Here is a 14,497-nt window from a genome sequence, read left to right as displayed (position 1 = left end):
CGCTGGGGCTTGCCCGATGGGAACGGCATCCAGAGGCCGCTATCATAGCAACATGCCCAAGACATCCTGGCCTCGCCGCCTGCCCGTCCGGTCGAGTGCCCGCGCCCAGAAGCCCGCCGTGCCTGCCGTCCGTGCGTCACATCTGACGCGCGCAGTCGCGGCTGTGCTCGTGCTGACCATGGCGGCGCCCGCATGGCCGCAGGGGGCGTCCACCACGACCCCTGGCACAACGACAGCGCAGCCGGGCCGGACCAGTGCCGCTGCGGCTGCCAATGCGAAGCTGGCCACGGCCACATCGGGGGGATCGGCATCGCAAACCTCGCCGGTTTCGGCCCCCGTGCCCACCCTGAACAGCGCGGTCAGTGACCAGGTCTACGACAACCTCAACCGTAGCGTCCGCGCGGGCCAGAAATCGGAATTCGGCCTGCGTAGCGGCAATACGGTGGTGGAAAGCGCCGGCATCCAGTTGCCCGATCTGGGCGATCCGTCCACGGCGTCGTTGTCGCCGGATATGGAAAAGCGGCTCGGCGACCGCATCATGCGCAGCATCCGGCGCGATCCGGACTACGTGTCGGACGCCTTGCTGAACGACTACCTGAACGCGCTCGGCTACCGTCTGGTGCAGGCGGCCCGGCGCATGAACATTGCAGGCTCCAACGGGGCGGGTACGTTCGCCACCGGATTCGAGCTGTTCGGCGTGCGCGACCGTTCGATCAACGCATTTGCGATGCCGGGCGGCTATATCGGCGTGCATACGGGCCTGCTGGTCCAGTCCGATACGGAATCCGAACTGGCGTCGGTGCTGGGCCACGAAATCGGCCACGTCATGCAGCGGCACATCGCGCGCGGCATCACCAGCCAGGACCAGTCGATGTGGATTGCGCTGGCGTCGATGGTGCTGGCCGGCCTGGCTGCCACCAAGAGCGGCGATGCGGCGGCGGCCCTGGCGATGGGCGGGCAGGGCGCGGCCATTGCCAACCAGTTGTCGTTCTCGCGCGGCGCCGAACGCGAGGCGGATCGCGTGGGCTTCCAGATCATGACCGCCGCGGGCTTCGATCCGCAGGGCATGCCCGATTTCTTCCAGCGGCTGCAACGGGTGATGGGTATCTCGGACAATTCCGTGCCCGCCTACGTGCGCACCCACCCGTTGACGTCCGAACGTATCGCCGACATGCAGGATCGCGTGCGCCACGTGGTCGCGCACAAGGTTGGCAATACGCCCGACTATGAATTCGCCCGTGTGCGCGCTGCGGTGCTGCAGTCGCCCACGCCGAACGACCTGCGCAACCTGCTGGCCTCGTTCCAGGCGCAGTTGTCCAAGGCCCCGCCCATACGGCTGCCGGCGGTGTATTACGGCATTGCATTCGCCAGCCAGCAGCTGGGCCGGTTTGTCGATGCCGACAAGGCCCTGGCCGAGGCGCGGCGTCTGTACGGCACGATCCCGGGCGCCACGTCGGGTACGCCGATGCTGGATGTGATGGCCGTGGAACTGGCCCGCAGCGAGGGCCGCTCGCAGGATGCGCTCACGCAGGCGGCCGCCACGCTGAAGGCCTTCCCGCTATCGCACGCGGCCGCGCTGACCTATGCCGATACGCTGCTCGCCGCCAACAGGCTGGACGATGCAGTGACCTTCCTGCGCTCGCGCACGCGTGAGGAGACGGGCCGGTCGGAGTGGTGGGAATTGCTGGCGCGTGCCTATGCCGCGCAGGGCAAGCGGCTGCAGCAGCATCAGGCGCTGGCCGAGAAGTATGCGATGGACGGCTCGTACCAGGCGGCCATCGAACAGCTCCAGATCGCGCGCAAGGCCGGCGATGGCGATTTCTATACGCTGTCGGAAGTCGACGCGCGCCTGCACCAGTTGCAGCTTCAGTTCAAGGAAGACCGGCAGGACAACAAGGGCATGCCGAACTAGCGGCCGGGGGCGGCGTTACGCCGCCACTGGCGCCCGCACGAAGCCGAACCGCTTCGGCACTTCCGCCTCCACGATGGGCTCGATGTCGAGACCGCGCCCGGCATGGCGAAAGACGCCCAGCACCGCGCCGCATGCCTCGCCGTGCCAGTCGCTGGCCGTGCTGAAGGCGTCGAGATCGTGATCATGCAGCAGCGCCGCCTGCTCGCCTTCCACGCCATCCACAGTGCCGGACAGCAAGACGTTGCCGTGTTCGTCGGCAAAGCACGCCGCCGGCGTGAAGGCGCGGCCGGTGGACGTGGTCAGCGCACCGTTGTGCAGGCGCGCAATCCAGGGCGCGTACGCCAGCGATACGAACACACGTTGGGGGCCGTTCTGGAAATACCAGGCGCCGTGCCCATCGTGCGTGTAGTTGCGCTCGATAAAGCCGATCAGCGCCTCGTGGCGGATCGGGTCGCCAGACAGGCCGTGCTGCTGCGCGAACTCGTTGCGCATGCGCCATTGGCCGCGACGGTCGAGCGCCAGCCAGCCGAAGCAGTTGGGCACGTTCGGCCATCTCGCCATGGCTTGCTTGACCACTTCATCCATGGTGTCTCCTTTATTTGCCGATGCTGTCGAAGAAGCCCAGGATCCGCGTGGGCAGCCATTCGATATGCCCGGCCAGCGGCAGCAGCGGCAGCTGTCCCAGCAGGCCGCCACGCGGCGTCATGAAGCCGACGTGGCCGCCGTAAGCGGGCTGTTCCAGCTGTACGTCCGCGCTGACGTCGGCGGGGCCGGGCAGATGCGGGGCGGGCAGGAACGGGTCGTTGCGGGCATTGAGCACCAGCGTCGGAATGCGAATCTCGCCCAGGATGGGTTTGCTGGAGGCGCGCGCCCAGTAGTCATCGGTATCGCGAAAGCCGTGCAGCGGCGCCGTCACCACGTTGTCGAACGCGTACAGGTCGCGGCTGCGCAGCATGACCTCGCGGTCGAACAGGCCCGGAAACTGGTCGAGCTTGGCCAGCGACTTGCGCTTGAGCGTCTGCAGGAACATGCGCGTGTAGAGCATGTTGAAGCCGCTCGACAGCGCTGCGCCGCCGGCCGCCAGATCGAGGGGTGCCGAGATGGCTGCCGCGCCGCCCAGGAAGCTGGCGTCCCGGCCGTCCTCGCCCAGGAAACGCAGCAGCGCATTGCCGCCCAGCGAGATGCCCACGGCCAGCATCGGCCGGCCGGGCCCGGTGGCATGCAACGGGTCGCGCAGCCGGTGCAGTACCCAGCGGATCTCCGTGGAATCGCCCGAGTGGTAGAAGCGCGGCGCCTGGTTCAGTTCGCCCGAGCAGCCGCGAAAATGCGGGATGACCCCCGCCCAGCCGCGGTCGCGCAGCGCTGCCATCAGCGCCTGTGCGTAGTGGCTGCTGGAATCGCCCTCCAGGCCGTGGAACATCACCACCAGCGGCGAACCGGGCGTGGTCGGGTGCGTGGTCCAGTCGAGGTCGATGAAGTCGCCGTCCGGCGTGGTCCAGCGTTCGCGGCGGAACGCGATGCGTCGATGCCGCGTAAAGCGGGCCGGCAGGATGGTCTGGGCATGGCCGCCGCGCAGCCACCACGGCGTCTGGAACGCGTCGCCGAACAACGGCATGGCCGGCACGGCCGTCAATGCAGGGCCTGCCCCGGTGCGGCGGCCACGGCGGCCACCTGCACCGCGTTGGCCGGGCTGCAGTGGATATGGGCCAGGCGCCAGCCCTCGTGGTTCTGCATCAGCACGTAGGTGGTGTGCACGAACAGGTCGGCTTCCACACGGCCTTCGCCAAAGCGCAGCGCTTCGGTGACGTCGAAGATCGACACGCCCAGCGATGCATGGCTGCTGGTCTCGATGGCGTCGATCAGCACCGGCTGCTCTTCCAGCAGCTGCGCAAAGGCCTGGCGCAGGTTCTCATGGCCGATCAGACGCTGGCCGTCGGGCATCACGCAGGTGACCGAGTCCTCGTCCAGCCAGAGGCGCAGCGCGCCATCGGCATCGCGCAACTTCATGGCTTCACGGAAGGCCTCGACGATGTCTTCGGCGGAATCGAACAGGCGGGCGAAACGGGGCATGTTGGTTGGGTCAGGGACGGTGCAGGAGCTTGCGCAACTCGACGAACACCATTTCGGGTTCGATCTCCTTCAGGCAGCGCAGGTGGCCCAGCGGGCACTCGCGCTTGAAGCAGGGGCTGCACTCGAGTTGAAGCCACATGATACTCGCTGCCTGTGACAGCGGGGGCGTGTGGCGCGGGTCGCTGGAACCATAGACGGCCACCTGGGGCCGGTTCAGCGCGGCGGTCACGTGCATCAGGCCGGAATCGTTGCAGACCGCGGCTTCGGACAGCGCCAGCAGGTCCACGGCATCGTCCAGCGATGTCTGACCGCACAGGTTCCGCACGAACGGCGCGCCCTGCACGATCTCCCCAGCGATCTCGGCGTCCTTGCCCGACCCCAGCGTGACAATCTGCGCGTACGGATACGACCGGCGCAGCATCTGCGCCAGCGCGGCAAAGTGCGCGGCGGGCCAGCGCTTGGCCGGGCCGTATTCGGCACCCGGGCAGAACGCGATCACGCGCGTGCCGGGGGCGATGCCGAAGCGCTCGGCCGTGGCGGCCATGCGCGCCGGGTCCACCTTGAGACGCGGGTCGGGAATCGATTCGGGCAGCCGCGCGCCGGGCTTGAGCGCCAGGCGGGCGTAGTGTTCCACCATCGGCGGACGCTTGTCGCGCGGCGGATTGGCGTGGCGCACGTTCAGCATGCCGAAGCGCGCTTCGCCACGATAGCCGATGCGCAGCGGAATGCCGGCCAGGAACGGGATCAGCGACGATTTCAGCGAATTCGGCAGCACATAGGCCACGTCGTAGCCTTCGTGCTTGAGCTGCTGCGCGAACATCAGCCGCGCGCTGAGCTGCAGCTTGCCGTGTGCCAGGTCGCTCGGGAACACCTTGCTGATCTCGGGCATGCGCGCCAGAACCGGGGCCACCCATTTGGGCGCCAGGGCGTCGATGACCAAGCGCGGATGGCGAGCCTTGAGCAGCGCGAACAGCGGCTGCGCCATCAGCGCGTCGCCAATCCAGTTTGGGGCGATAACGAGGGCTTTTCTCATGTAAGTGGGTATTGCTTGGCCCTTTGTTGCGTGGCCCTGTTTTGCTTGCCCGGGCATGTCAACGCCCCGGGGCGCTGGGCGGCCCGGGGCGTCAGGTCGAAACGGCAGGAAGATGCGTGGGCCGCGCGGGTCAGTGGTGACCCTTCAGCACGGTGCCCGGCTTGAGCTTGTACACGGTGCCGCAGTACGGGCACTTCACTTCGCCCGTGTCCACCACGTCCAGGAAGACGCGGGGGTGGTAGTTCCAGGCCGGCGTGTTGCCGGTGGGGCAATGCAGCGGAATGTCTTCTGCGCCGATTTCGACGACGGTTGCGGTTTGCGTCATGGTCTTGCGGTTGTCTTGCAGGGATGGATTGGTGTTCTGCGGATGGCGCCGGATCAGACCGGCGTCAGCCGCTTCCTGTACGTCTCGTCGGTGCCGCCCACGGCCGCGAAGAACGCTTTGTGCGCGCAGTACCTCTGGCCGCGCCCGATGCGCTTCCCGCGTATCTTGCCGTCGCGATCTGCCATCGACATGGCCTGTCCCGACGCACCAACAAAAGTCGTAAAGGCGCCATTGTAAGCCGGGGGGCCTTGCGTGCCAACGCGGCGCGGCACACACACCGTTCTACAATCGCACCTTCTTTCCCGACCTGCGCGCCCTTCGTTCCCAGTGTCCCAGTCCGCTCCCACCCCTCTCGACCCTGACGAACCCGCCGGCGGCGACCGCTGGCAGGACGCGCTGGGGGCGCTCGAGGCACTGGCCGGCGGCGAGCCGGCCCCGGGCGCCACTGGCGCTGGCCGCCGCCTGCTGTGGGCGCTGACGCTCGATGCCGACGGCGAGATCGGCACCATCGAGCCGATGGAGCAAAGCTGGGGCGCGCGTGGCTGGACGCGCCCGCGCCCCGTGACGCTGGCCCGCGTGGCTGACGACGATTCCCTCCCCCCGTGGGATGCCCGCGTGGCGCGCACGATCCGGCGCGACAGCTCGCGCAACCGGCGCCTGGTGCTGGACCGCGCCGCCGCCATCATGGCGCTGGTCGGACACCCGGCCGTGGTGCTGGCCCACGCGCCTACCGTACCGATGGAGGTGCTTGAGGCTGCACCTGCGCTGGAGGCTGTGCGCGAAGGCGACCGGTTTCAGCTGCGCATCGTGCCGCCGATGCGGGCGCCGAAATCGATGGAGGACTTCCTGCCGGCCGCCGCGAAGCAGGAAGCCGAAGCCTTGCGCCAGGTCACGGTACTGCAGGACGGCGCGCGCCGCCTGCGCGTGATCCGCTTCACACCCGCCCAGCAAGAAGCCGCCAAGCTGATTGCCGGCGGCCTGACCGTTCCGGCCACGGCGCAGGCGCGCCTGGACAGCACGCTGCGGGTGCTGGCGGGCCAGTTCCAGATCCACGCCGACAGTTCGGGCGAAGCGCGCGAGCGCGACCCCGAATCGCGGCTGCGGGCCGAAGTGGCGCCCGTGGGACGCGGCATCAGCCTGCGCCTGGTGGTGACGCCGCTGGGGCCGACTGGCCCCCGGCTGGCCCCGGCGCATGGCCGCGCCCAGCTGATGGCGACGATCGGGGGCGACACGCTGGTCACGTATCGCGATCTCGCTGCCGAGCAGGCCCACGTGGCCGAGGTGTTCGATGCGCTGCCGTTCCTGGTCCAGCAGGCGCCAGCCAGCGGCGAGCACAGCTGGACGCTGGACGATCCCGAAGACGCGCTGACCGTGATCGAGACCTTGCCGGGGCTGGCAGGCGTGATCGACCTCGAATGGCCGCGCGGCCGGGAATTGCGCGTGCTGTCGGCCGATCTGCCGCAACTGGCGGTCAGCGTCGAAACCGGCAGCGAGTGGTTCAAGCTGGTGGGCGAATTGCACGTGGCGGAAGGCCTGGTGCTGTCGCTGGAAAAGCTGGTGGCCTGGGCGCACGGGCACGCGGGCCGCTTTATCGCGATGGAGCATGGCGTGTACGTGGCCCTGACGCGCCAGCTGCGCGAGCGCCTGCGCGACCTGGCGGCCGTCGGCGACGGCGTGCGCGATGGCATCCGCGTGCCGCTGGTGGCCACGCCCTGGCTCGACGACGTACTGGCCGGCGTGGGCATCGATCCAGACGCGCATTTCCGGACACGCGTAAAGCGGCTGCGCAGCGCGCGCGAGTCCGATGCCCCGGTGCCGGCCACGCTGGCCGCCGATTTGCGCGCATATCAGGTGGAGGGATATCGCTGGATGATGTCGCTGGCCGAGGCGGGTTTCGGCGGCTGCCTGGCCGACGACATGGGCCTGGGCAAGACGCTGCAATCGCTGGCCGTGCTGCTGGCGCGCGCGGCCGGCGGCCCGGCGCTGGTGGTGGCGCCCACGTCGGTATGCGGCAACTGGGCGGCAGAGGCGCGACGCTTCGCGCCCGCGCTGCAGGTGCATGTGTACGCCGAAGGCGACCGCACGGCCATCGTCGGGCAGGCCGGCGCGCACGATCTGGTGATCGTCTCGTACAACCTGCTGCAACAGGCGCGCCGCGCGTTCTGCGAGCGGTCCTGGCATACGGTGGTGGCGGACGAGGCGCAGTCGTTCAAGAACCCGTCGTCGCGGCGCGCGCAGGCCATGTTTGCGCTGCAGTCCGACTGCCGTATCGCGCTGTCCGGCACACCAGTGGAAAACCGCCTGGCGGAACTGTGGGCCGTGATGCGTTTCTGCAATCCGGGCTTGCTGGGGTCGCTGGCGCGCTTCAACGAACATTTTGCGAATCCGATCGAACGCAACGGAGCACGTGACCCGCGCGCCCGCTTGCGCCGCATGATCGCGCCATTCGTGCTGCGCCGGACCAAGGCGCAAGTTCTGGACGAATTGCCATCCCGCACGGAACTGGTGATCCGCGTGGCCCCCGAGCCGGCCGAGGCCGCGCACTACGAGGCGCTGCGCCGCCAGGCGCTGTCCGAGGCCGAACGCGCGTTGTTGCGGCCGCAGAAGGACCGCAGGGCACGCGCCACGCTGCCCGAGCCGCAGGCGCGCATCCACGTGCTGGCGCAACTGATGCGCATGCGCCGCGCGGCCTGCGATCCGAGGCTGGTGACGCCCGAGACCGGCCATCCCGGTGCCAAGGTGCGTGCCTTTGCCGAACTGGCAGCCACGCTGGCGGCCAACGGCCACAAGACGCTGGTGTTCAGCCAGTTCGTCGATTTCCTGCAGTTGCTGCGCCAGCCGCTGGACGAGGCGGGGCTGGCGTGCCAGTACCTGGACGGCGCCACGCCCGCCGCCGAACGCACCAAACGCGTGGCGGCCTTCCAGGCCGGCGAGGGCGATGTGTTCCTGATCAGCCTGAAGGCCGGTGGCTTCGGCCTGAACCTGACCGCGGCCGATTACGTCGTGATCGCGGACCCGTGGTGGAACCCGGCCGCCGAAGACCAGGCGATGGGCCGCGCGCACCGCATCGGCCAGCAGCGGCCGGTGACGGTCTACCGGCTGATCACGGCCGGCACGATCGAGGAGCGCATCGTCGATCTGCACCAGGGCAAGCGGGCGTTGGCCGAAGGGGTGCTCGACGCGTCTGCCGACGAGGCCACGGGCCGCGACGTGCCGCTGCCCGATATCGACGAACTGGTGGGGCTGCTGCGGCGCTGAGCGTCGACTTCGCCGGATGTTGTCTGCTCTCTACCGCATCGCGGGAGAGGAGGCGGGGGAGAGGGCAGGCCGGGCCAAATCTGACGTGTCTGCACCAAACGGTATACAAATTGCTCCCGAATTTGGTGCGGATGCACATTCGCAGGTCGTTCTCGCAAGGTGGGTTTTTGCGGCGCAGCAGGGGTGAGATGCACCTGGCCCCTCCCCCAATCCATATCCAGCAGGCGGAGGATGGGAATCAGCCGCATGTCTGCGCCTGCTGTTGCGGTGCATCCAGCCTTGGCACAAATACTGCCTTGAGATTCTGTGGATTCGGAATATAGTATACCGAGTCGTTTGATCCCGACGCGTTGCTTCCAACATGCCCCCACAGGTTCGGCCAGATGTCGTGCGCCGCGCCCATGACAACAACGGAGCCACTGTGACCCTGCCTGACCCCGTGCCGGCCGATCCGTCCCGGCCAGATGTCCGCTGGATGCCTGCCCACATTGCCGCCGCGCAACTGGCGCGTGGAGAAACCACGGCGCTGGCACTGGTCGAATCGTGCCAGGCGGCCTGGGATGCCCATCATGGTCAGGTCAATGCGATCGTGCTGGCCGACTTCGAGGCGGCCCGCGAGGCGGCCTTGCAGAGCGATGCACGCCGTCAGGCCGGGCGCTCGCGCGGGCCGCTCGATGGCGTGCCGTTCTCGATCAAGGAATCGTTCGACGTGGCCGGCTGGCCCACCACGTGTGGCGTGCCGGGGCGTGCCGATCATCGCGCCGGGGCCGATGCGGTGGTGGTGGAGCGCCTGCGGGCGCATGGCGCCGTGCTGCTGGGCAAGACCAACGTGCCGCTGGGCCTGCGCGACTGGCAAAGCTACAACGCGGTCTACGGCACCACGCGCAATCCGCACGATCTGTCGCGCACGCCGGGCGGGTCGTCCGGCGGCAGCGCGGCGGCCGTCTGTGCCGGCATGAGCTATTTCGATATCGGCTCGGATATCGGCTCGTCGCTACGCAACCCGGCGCATTACTGCGGCGTGTTCTCGCACAAGAGCAGCCACGGCATTGTGCCGCTGCGCGGCCATGGCAACGCGCGGGCCGGGTTTGCCGAACAGGACATCAACGTGGCCGGCCCCGTGGCCCGCAGCGCGCGCGACCTGGAGCTGGTGCTGCGCGCCATCGTGGGACCCGATGCCGCCGACGCGCCCGCGTGGCAGCTTGACCTGCCGCCGTGCGACCACACGCGCCTGGCCGATTTCCGCGTGGCCGTGCTGCCCAGCCATCCGCTGGCCGAAGTCGACGCCGCGGTCAGTGGCGCCATCGAGCAGCTCGGGCACCAGCTGGAGGCGGCTGGGGCGCAGGTTGCCTGGAACGTCCGGCCCGACTTCGACGCCGCGCAGTTGTGGCGCATCTACGTGCTGCTGTTGCGGGCGACGACGTCGTTCCATATGGATGACGCCGCATTTGCCGACGCGCTGGCGCGTGCCGGCGACCCCCACGGCGACGACGCCGACTACGCCTCGCTGCAGTTCACCGGGGCCGCGTTGAGCCACCGGCACTGGCTGCTGATGCAGCAGGCCCGCGAAGCCTTCGCGCGCGCCTGGAACCGGTTCTTTGGCGACTTCGACGTGTTGCTGTGCCCGGCGGCATCCACCACGGCCTTTGCGCTCGACGAACAGGGCGAGCCGTGGCAACGCACGATCCAGGTCAACGGCCAGCCGTGGCCGCTGACGTCGCAACTGTTCTGGGCCGGCCATTCTGGGCTGTGCGGCCTGCCATCGACGGTGGCGCCGATCGGCCCCGCGCGCGATGGCCTGCCGGTGGGCGTGCAGATCGTGGCCCGCCGCTACGGCGACCTCACGTCGCTGCGTTTTGCCCAGTTGCTGGAAGACGCTGGCCACGGATTCCGGCCACCGCGCATCGCTTCATCGCCGAATCGTTAATTCACGACATCGCTGCATCGCAAAATCGCTAAAAGGGGAGGGCGATCATGCTGGACTGGTTCAAGGAGTTGTCGCGCGCCGAGCGCAAGGGGTTCTACGGGGCGTTCCTGGGGCATGCGGTCGACGTGTTCGACTTCATGATCTATTCGTTTTTGATTTCGACGCTGCTGGCGCAGTGGGGCATGAGCAAGTCGATGGCGGGCGCCATCGTCACGTGGACGCTGGTGTCGTCGCTGGTCGGCGCCGTTGGCGCGGGCCTGCTGGCCGACCGCTTTGGCCGCGTGCGCGTGCTGCGCTGGACCATCCTGGTATTCGCGGTGTCCTGCTTCCTGTGCGGCATCGCCAATTCGCCAGAACAGCTGATGGTATTCCGCATGCTGCAGGGCCTGGGCTTCGGCGGGGAATCGTCGCTGTGCATGGTGCTGGTGACCGAGCTGATCCGCAATCCGGCGCATCGCGGCAAGTACTCGGGTTTTACGGCCAGCAGCTATTCGTTTGGCTGGGGCGGCGCAGCCATCGCCTATGCCATCACGTTCAACCTGTTCGAGCCCGAAGTGGCGTGGCGCGTCTGCTTCTTCCTGGGCATCCTGCCGGCGCTGGTGGTGGTCTACCTGCGCCGCAACCTGGAGGAGCCCGAAGTCTTCCTGAAAAGCCGCGCCGAACGCGGCAAGGTCTCGGCCTCTGCCGACCTGGCGCGCGTGTTCCGCAAGCCGCTGCTGAAGAAGACACTGCTGTGCAGCCTGCTGTCGGGCGGCATGCTGGGCGCCTACTACGCCATTGCCACCTGGCTGCCGACGTTCCTGAAGACCGAGCGCGGACTGTCCGTATTCGGCACCAGTTCGTACCTGGCCGTGACGATCCTGGGTTCGCTGGTCGGCTACGTGGCCGGCGCCTATGCCACCGACCGCTGGGGCCGGCGCCTGACCTATATCGCGTTTGCCGCCGGCGCTTTCGTGATGGCGATGATCTACATGGTGATTCCGGTCTCGAACACGTCGATGCTGTTCCTGGGCTTTCCGCTCGGGGTGCTGATGCAGGGCGTGTTCTCGGGTATCGGCGCCACCATTTCCGAGTCGTACCCGAGCGGCGTGCGGGCCACCGGCTACGGTGTGGCGTACAACCTGGGCCGTGTGATCGGCTCGTTTTTCCCGCTGGCCGTGGGGTGGCTCAACAGCGGACGCACGTCGCTGGCGCTTGCCATCGCCATGGTGGCCGGGGTCGGCTACGCGCTGGTGATGGTGTCCGCGGCGTTGCTGCCCGAGACCTCGGGCATCGACCTTGGCCAGGCCGGTGGCGGCGACGACCATGACGACGCCACCGAGCCGGCAGGCGCCACGGCCGCAACGGCGCTGGCGCCGGTTGCGCCGGCCGGCAAGCCCGCATGACTTGATCCGGGCGGGTCTGGGCCAACCCGCATCTGCCTGGATCTGCCTGGACCTGCGTGGCCGGATGCTGGCCGGATTGCCATGTGACGGCGGCGCTTTGACCTCGAAACAACAGTCGCGCCGCCCGCAATTAAGCCGCTGCTTACCAGCGGCACTGGCGGCCCTATAATGGCTGCTCCGCCATCGGCCACGCGTCCCGCGTGGCCGATGGTCCTTCCTGACGGCAATGCCGCACAAGACGGCCTGCCGTACCGTCTCTTCTCATCTCGCCATGACACCCCGACAGTCGTCCCCGGTGTGGTTGCGCCTCTGGCATCGCTTTGCCGAGGTGGAGCGCAACGCCTTTCTCGACGGCGCGCGATTTTTCGCGCCCTCGCTGCCCGCGGTATTTTCCTGGGGCCTGGTCACCGGGGTGGCAATGAGCAAGTCGGCGCTGACCGTGCCGGAGGCCATCGGCATGTCGCTGCTGGTCTACGCGGGGTCTGCCCAGCTTGCCGTGCTGCCGCTGTTCGCGGCGGGCATGCCGATCTGGACGGTCTGGCTCACGGCGGCAGTGGTCAACCTGCGCTTCGTGATCTTCAGCGCCGCGCTGCAGCCGCACTTCAACTACCTGCCGGGCTGGCGCCGCACGCTGCTGGGCTTCTTCAATGGCGACCTGCACTTCGTCTATTTCATGCAGCGCTATGCCGAGCCGGGCTACGCGCCGGGCAAGGAAGGGTACTTCTGGGGCATGGCGCTGATCAACGGCGCCACGTGGCAGGTGTCGTCGATCATCGGCATCCTGCTGGCAAGCCTGTTCCCGGACAGCTGGGGCCTGGCGCTGGCGGGCACGCTGGCGCTGATCCCGGTGATGATCGCGACAATCAATTCGCGCTCGACGCTGATGGCCGTGGTGGTGTCGGCGGTGGTGGCGCTGCTGTGCTTCGACCTGCCATACCGTCTGGCGCTGGTGATTGCCGTGGTGGCCGCGATTGCCGCCGGCATGGCCAGCGACGAGATGGCAGCGCGCGCCACGCTGAAGGGTATCCGCGCCCGCAAGGGCCGCCAGCCAACCGGAGACCAGGCATGAGCCATCTCGATACCTGGATCGCCATCCTCGGCATGACCGTGGTGACCGTGTTCTCGCGTGCGCTGTTCCTGATGGCGGGCGAGCGCGTGACGGTGCCCGACCGCATCCAGCGCGCGCTGCGCTATGCGCCGGCCGCCGCGCTGGCGGCCATCATCCTGCCCGACCTGCTGACCTTCGAAGGGCACTTCACGATCGCGCCGGGCAACGACAAGCTCATGGCGGGCATTGCCGCCACGGTCTGCTATGTGCTGACCAGACGCATGGTCGGGATGATCGTGGTGGGCATGGCGGTGTACACCGCGCTGCGGCTGCTGGGCTAAACGGCCTGCGCCTCGTGCCCGGCGGGCTCGGCCAGGATGCCGCCCAGGCGCGTCAGCAGGTGGGCGAGCTGGGCCTGGGTGCTGGTGCCGGTCTTGGTGAATATCGCCTTCAGTTGCGAACGGGCGGTCTCGCGCTTGATCCCCAGTTGCATGCAGGCATCCGGCAGGCCGATGCCGGTGTTCAGCAGCATCGCAAGCCGGTTTTCGGCGGGCGTCAGTCCGTACAGATCGCGCAGCACGGCCGGCACCGCGCGCGGCGGGCCCTGGTTCTCGTGGATGGAAACCAGTACCGGCTGCCCTTCCCATTCCGAAGACAGGTAGAGCGCAGGGGTCAGGGCTACGGCCACGATCTGCGCCGCGCGGCCATCGGCGCCAATGGCCTGGATGGCCTGGGCTGGCTGCAGCGAGTTGGGGTCGCACAGCGATCGCACGACATCTTCGAAGGGGCGCGACAGGCGCCACCCGCTGCCCTTGCCGTCGGCGGCGTCGCCGGGCAGCAGCCGGCGCGGCCACGGTTCGCCGGCCGCGTTGGACAGCAGGACCTTGCCCGATTCCGCGAACACCACCACGCCGAACGGCAGGCGATTCAGCAGGTCTGCCGAGACATGGCCCTGCGCCGCCACCGCGTGCGTGCGGTCGCGCAGGATCATGGCCTCGCGCAGATGCGGAATGGCCCAGTCCAGCGCGCGGGCGTCGGCCTCCGAATAGCCGTCCTCGCTGGCCGGGCGCTGGAGCGCCAGATAGATCTCGTGCGTGGGACGGCGGTCCACCAGGCAGGCCATGACCGATCTCAGGCCAACGTCGTCGAGCGCCTGCCCGCGAAATGCCTGGTCGGGCGCGGTGGCGCGGGTGGTGTCGCGCCGGTCGATATGCCAGCCGCCAACCGGCATCGACCCGGATACCGGCATGCCGCTGTGCAGCCGGTAGGGCGGTGGCAGGATGGCGAGGTTGTCAGGGGCACGGTTGACCATATGGCGTACCTGCACGGTCTGCTGGCTGGTATCCAGAACCAGCAACGACGCCTGGATGCTGCCGCTTTGTTCGCACAGCGCGTGGAGACTGCGTTGCCACGCAAGGGGGTCGAACACGCCCAGATAGAGGCCACGAATGGTCTCATGCATGTCAGATGCGTTCATTACGTTACTTCCTCTGTCCTTCTTGACGGCGGGCACGCGAACGAGGGGTGCCGCCATGCATC

General features: G+C 68.3%; 13 protein-coding genes. 6 read left to right on the top strand and 7 right to left on the bottom strand.

What is annotated here, in order from left to right; genetic code table 11:
• Positions 1 to 52 precede the first annotated feature (52 nt).
• Positions 53 to 1,912, top strand: coding sequence for a M48 family metalloprotease (locus A9J21_RS22700; RefSeq protein ID WP_404851408.1), 1,860 nt, complete (start codon positions 53 to 55; stop codon positions 1,910 to 1,912).
• Between the two features lie 15 nt (positions 1,913 to 1,927).
• Here A9J21_RS22700 and A9J21_RS22695 read toward each other — a convergent pair whose 3' ends face one another.
• From A9J21_RS22695 to A9J21_RS32535, 6 genes are all read right to left on the bottom strand, one after another.
• Complete coding sequence (locus A9J21_RS22695; RefSeq protein ID WP_066739426.1) at positions 1,928 to 2,497, bottom strand: DUF2946 family protein; 570 nt, start codon at positions 2,495 to 2,497, stop codon at positions 1,928 to 1,930.
• A 10-nt stretch (positions 2,498 to 2,507) separates the two neighbouring features.
• Positions 2,508 to 3,527, bottom strand: a complete 1,020-nt coding sequence (locus A9J21_RS22690) for a YheT family hydrolase (protein WP_066739425.1) — start codon at positions 3,525 to 3,527, stop codon at positions 2,508 to 2,510.
• 14 nt (positions 3,528 to 3,541) lie between these two features.
• A complete protein-coding gene (locus A9J21_RS22685) occupies positions 3,542 to 3,982 on the bottom strand; it encodes a nuclear transport factor 2 family protein (RefSeq protein ID WP_066739424.1) in 441 nt (146 codons plus the stop codon).
• A gap of 10 nt (positions 3,983 to 3,992) precedes the next feature.
• On the bottom strand, positions 3,993 to 5,015 hold the full coding sequence (gene waaF / locus A9J21_RS22680; RefSeq protein WP_066739423.1) for a lipopolysaccharide heptosyltransferase II: 1,023 nt from the start codon (positions 5,013 to 5,015) through the stop codon (positions 3,993 to 3,995).
• A 130-nt stretch (positions 5,016 to 5,145) separates the two neighbouring features.
• Positions 5,146 to 5,340: a zinc-finger domain-containing protein gene (locus A9J21_RS22675; protein WP_029051276.1), complete on the bottom strand. Its 195-nt coding sequence runs from the start codon at positions 5,338 to 5,340 to the stop codon at positions 5,146 to 5,148.
• 53 nt (positions 5,341 to 5,393) lie between these two features.
• Positions 5,394 to 5,525: a hypothetical protein gene (locus A9J21_RS32535; RefSeq protein ID WP_255366044.1), complete on the bottom strand. Its 132-nt coding sequence runs from the start codon at positions 5,523 to 5,525 to the stop codon at positions 5,394 to 5,396.
• Positions 5,526 to 5,667: 142 nt separating this feature from the next.
• On the opposite strand from A9J21_RS32535, the gene A9J21_RS22670 reads away from it, so the two are divergent.
• The 5 genes from A9J21_RS22670 to A9J21_RS22650 all read left to right on the top strand — a co-directional run bounded on the left by A9J21_RS22670 (position 5,668) and on the right by A9J21_RS22650 (position 13,299).
• Positions 5,668 to 8,598, top strand: coding sequence for a DEAD/DEAH box helicase (locus A9J21_RS22670; protein WP_066739422.1), 2,931 nt, complete (start codon positions 5,668 to 5,670; stop codon positions 8,596 to 8,598).
• Between the two features lie 361 nt (positions 8,599 to 8,959).
• Positions 8,960 to 10,525, top strand: coding sequence for an amidase (locus A9J21_RS22665; protein ID WP_066739421.1), 1,566 nt, complete (start codon positions 8,960 to 8,962; stop codon positions 10,523 to 10,525).
• Between the two features lie 47 nt (positions 10,526 to 10,572).
• Positions 10,573 to 11,910 carry an MFS transporter gene (locus tag A9J21_RS22660; RefSeq protein ID WP_066739420.1) on the top strand — a complete coding sequence of 446 codons (1,338 nt, stop codon included), beginning with the start codon at positions 10,573 to 10,575 and terminating at the stop codon, positions 11,908 to 11,910.
• A 271-nt stretch (positions 11,911 to 12,181) separates the two neighbouring features.
• Positions 12,182 to 12,979, top strand: coding sequence for an AzlC family ABC transporter permease (locus A9J21_RS22655; RefSeq protein WP_066739419.1), 798 nt, complete (start codon positions 12,182 to 12,184; stop codon positions 12,977 to 12,979).
• Positions 12,976 to 13,299: an AzlD domain-containing protein gene (locus A9J21_RS22650; RefSeq protein WP_066739418.1), complete on the top strand. Its 324-nt coding sequence runs from the start codon at positions 12,976 to 12,978 to the stop codon at positions 13,297 to 13,299. Before A9J21_RS22655 ends, A9J21_RS22650 begins: the two co-directional genes overlap by 4 nt.
• On the opposite strand, the gene A9J21_RS22645 is transcribed toward A9J21_RS22650, so the two are convergent.
• Positions 13,296 to 14,435, bottom strand: coding sequence for a helix-turn-helix transcriptional regulator (locus A9J21_RS22645; RefSeq protein ID WP_066739417.1), 1,140 nt, complete (start codon positions 14,433 to 14,435; stop codon positions 13,296 to 13,298). The genes A9J21_RS22650 and A9J21_RS22645 overlap by 4 nt on opposite strands.
• Between the last annotated feature and the right edge of the window lie 62 nt (positions 14,436 to 14,497).

The organism is Cupriavidus sp. D384, from assembly GCF_001652915.1.
In the GTDB taxonomy this organism is placed as follows: Bacteria; Pseudomonadota; Gammaproteobacteria; order Burkholderiales; family Burkholderiaceae; genus Cupriavidus.
The sequence above is the reverse complement of the archived record's forward strand: the minus strand, read 5'-3'. Positions and strand labels throughout refer to the sequence as shown.